The sequence below is a fragment of the Stenotrophomonas sp. STEN033 genome, assembly GCF_056856655.1.
Genome location: NZ_JBXFWM010000123.1, coordinates 1 through 3390 on the forward strand (window position 1 = coordinate 1; position 3390 = coordinate 3390).

Consider the following 3390-nt stretch of genomic DNA (forward strand, 5'->3'; position numbering starts at 1 on the left):
TCCGTCGTCGGCAGCGTCAGATGTGTATAAGAGACAGCCTCCCTTTGGCGCAGCCAAGGGGAGGGTTGGGGAGGGGTGCTCTTGCTCTTGCTGCAAAACCTGAGTCAATAAAAAAGAACGCCCCAAAAGGGGCGTTCTTCCAACAAACCAATCAACCCAGCAGATCAGGCCGCCTTCTTCGCCGCCAACTGCCGCAACACATACTGCAGCAGGCCACCATTGCGGAAGTACTCCACTTCCTTGGGCGTCAGCAGCAACACCTTGGCGGTGAAGCTCTTCTTGCTGCCATCTGCCTTGGTCGCGGTGACCGTGGCGGTCTTTGCGTTGCCATCGTCCAGCCCGGTCACATCAAACACCTCCGAGCCATCCAGGCCCAGCGTCTGTGCGTTCTCGCCGTCATGGAACTGCAGCGGCAGTACGCCCATGCCGACCAGGTTGGAGCGGTGGATACGCTCGAAGCTCTCGGCGATCACCGCCTTGACGCCCAGCAGGTTGGTGCCCTTGGCCGCCCAGTCGCGCGAGGAGCCGGTGCCGTATTCCTTGCCGGCCAGCACCACCAGCGGTACGCCATCGGCCTTGTACTTCATTGCGGCATCGTAGATCGCCAGCTTCTCGCCGGTCTGGCTGCCGGGTGCGTAGTACAGCGTGTTGCCGCCTTCTTCGCCGCCAAACATCAGGTTCTTGATGCGGATGTTGGCGAAGGTGCCGCGCACCATCACGTCATCGTTGCCGCGGCGGCTGCCGTAGCTGTTGAAGTCCGCCGGCTGCACGCCGCGCGACTGCAGGAAGCGGCCTGCCGGCGAGTCCTTCTTGATGTTGCCGGCCGGGGAGATATGGTCAGTGGTGATGGAGTCACCAAACAGGCCCATCACCCGCGCGCCATGGATGTCGCTGATGTTGCCCACCTGCATGGTCATGCCATCGAAGTACGGCGGGTTCTTGATGTAGGTGGAGTCGCTGTTCCATTCGTAGGCCTGGCCTTCGGGCGACTCGATCTGCGCCCAGCGGGTATCGCCCTTGAACACGTCGGCGTAGTTCTGCTTGAACATTTCCGGGCCAACGGTAGCGGCGATCATGTCGCCGATCTCCTTGTTGCTCGGCCAGATGTCGCGCAGGTACACCTCCTTGCCATCGCTGCCCTTGCCGATCGGCTCCTTGGTCAGGTCGATGTTGACGGTACCGGCAATGGCGTAGGCCACCACCAGTGGCGGCGAGGCCAGGTAGTTGGCCTTTACTTCCGGGTGCACGCGGCCTTCAAAGTTGCGGTTGCCGGACAGCACCGAGGCCACCACCAGTTCGTTCTCGGCAATGCCGGCGGACACGGCTTCCGGCAGCGGGCCGGAGTTGCCAATACAGGTGGTGCAGCCATAACCGACCACGAAGAAGCCCAGCTTTTCCAGATCGGCCAGCACGCCGGCCTTTTCCAGATAGTCGGTGACCACGCGCGAACCCGGGCCGAGCGAGGTTTTCACCCATGGCTTGGCCTTCAGGCCGATGCGTGCCGCGTTGCGTGCCAGCAGGCCGGCACCCAGCATCACCGCCGGGTTGGAGGTGTTGGTGCAGGAGGTGATGGCGGCGATGACCACCGAGCCGTCGGACAGCTCGGTGTCCTCGTCGTTGATGCGGATCCTGGAAATGGGCTTGGCCGCCAGCCGCTTGGCCTGCGGCTGGTCGCCGCCTTCCTCGTCGAACTCCTGCACCGCGCAGCCCACCTTGGGCTTGCGATTGGCGGTGAGGGTGGTCAGGGCGTCGGCGAAGTTGCTGTGCACGTCCTGCAGCAGTACACGGTCCTGCGGGCGCTTGGGGCCGGCCATCGACGGCTTGACCTCGGCCATGTCCAGTTCCAGCGTAGCGCTGTACTGCGCATGCGGGCTGTTGGCGTCGTGCCACAGGCCCTGTGCCTTTGCGTAGGCTTCGACCAGATTAATCTGCGTATCGCTGCGGCCGGACAGGCGCAGGTAGTTCAGCGACTCCGCATCGATCGGGAAAATGCCGCAGGTGGCGCCGTATTCCGGGGCCATGTTGGCGATGGTGGCGCGGTCGGCCAGCGGCAGGTGTTGCAGGCCATCGCCGTAGAACTCCACGAACTTGCCGACCACGCCGAGCTTGCGCAGCATCTGGGTGACGGTCAGCACCAGATCGGTGGCGGTGGTGCCTTCGGGCAGCTTGCCGGTCAGCTTGAAGCCGACCACCTGCGGAATGAGCATCGACGAGGGCTGGCCCAGCATCGCGGCCTCGGCCTCGATGCCACCGACGCCCCAGCCGAGCACGCCGATGCCGTTGATCATGGTGGTATGTGAGTCCGTGCCGAACACGGTGTCCGGGAAGGCCCAGTTGGCACCGTCGATCTGCCGTTCCATCACCACGCGGGCGAGGTTTTCCAGGTTCACCTGGTGGACGATGCCGGTGTTCGGCGGCACCACCTTGAAGTTCTCGAAGGCCTTCTGGCCCCAACGCAGGAAGCTGTAGCGCTCCTGGTTGCGCTGGAACTCGATCTTGCCGTTGAGGTCCAGCGCGTCAGGGCGCCCGAACACGTCGACCTGCACGGAGTGGTCGATGACCAATTCGGAGGGAATCAGCGGGTTGATCTGCTCGGCCTTGCCGCCAAGCTTGGTGACCGCGTCGCGCATGGCGGCCAGGTCGACCACGCAGGGCACGCCGGTGAAATCCTGCAGCACCACACGCGCGGGCATGAAGGCGATTTCGGTGTCGGGCTCGGCCCTGGGGTTCCAGCGGGCGACGGCTTCGATGTGTTCCGGGCCGACGGTCTGGCCGCCGTCCTCATGCCGGAGCAGGTTCTCCAGCAGGATCTTCATCGAGTAGGGAAGGTGGGAGATGTCGAACTTCTGGCCGAGCTTGGGAAGGCTGCAGTAGGTGTACTGCTGGCCGCCAACCTCCAGTTGGCTACGGGTGGAGAATGTATCGCTCATACAGCTGACTCCTCTTGGTACAGATGGCTTGCGATGGCGCCGGGGCGCTGCGCGGGCTTTCCAGAGCCATGGGCCCTGTCAGGTGAATACTGGTTCGAGTATGGACGAAGCATCCGCCGTCGGGCGCATGGTTGCAGGCCTCAGTTTAGGCAACGGCTTGTTGCGCGCATGTAACGGTGCCCGCCAACAGGTAGTGCCGAGCCATGCTCGGCAGGGGCTTTCCAAGCACACCCCATGTAGTGCCGAGCCATGCTCGGCAGGGGCTGCACCGGTATTGCGTCAGCCGACCAATCGAACGGGTTTTGTAGGAGCGGCGTAAGCCGCGAAGCCCCGACTGCATCAGCCAGTCAAAAGCCACCCCTCCCCAGCCCTCCCCTTGGCTGCGCCAAAGGGAGGGGGCGTAGAGCCGAGCCATGCTCGGCTGAGGCTTTCCTTGTAGAGCCCCAGCCGAGCATGGCTC

At 63.8% G+C, this 3390-nt stretch carries 1 protein-coding gene; it reads right to left on the bottom strand.

Translation table 11 applies throughout. The features are described 5' to 3' along the window. Positions 1 to 164: 164 nt before the first annotated feature. Positions 165 to 2930, bottom strand: a complete 2766-nt coding sequence (gene acnA / locus AC1VXC_RS20990) for an aconitate hydratase AcnA (protein ID WP_481539982.1) — start codon at positions 2928 to 2930, stop codon at positions 165 to 167. Positions 2931 to 3390 lie beyond the last annotated feature (460 nt).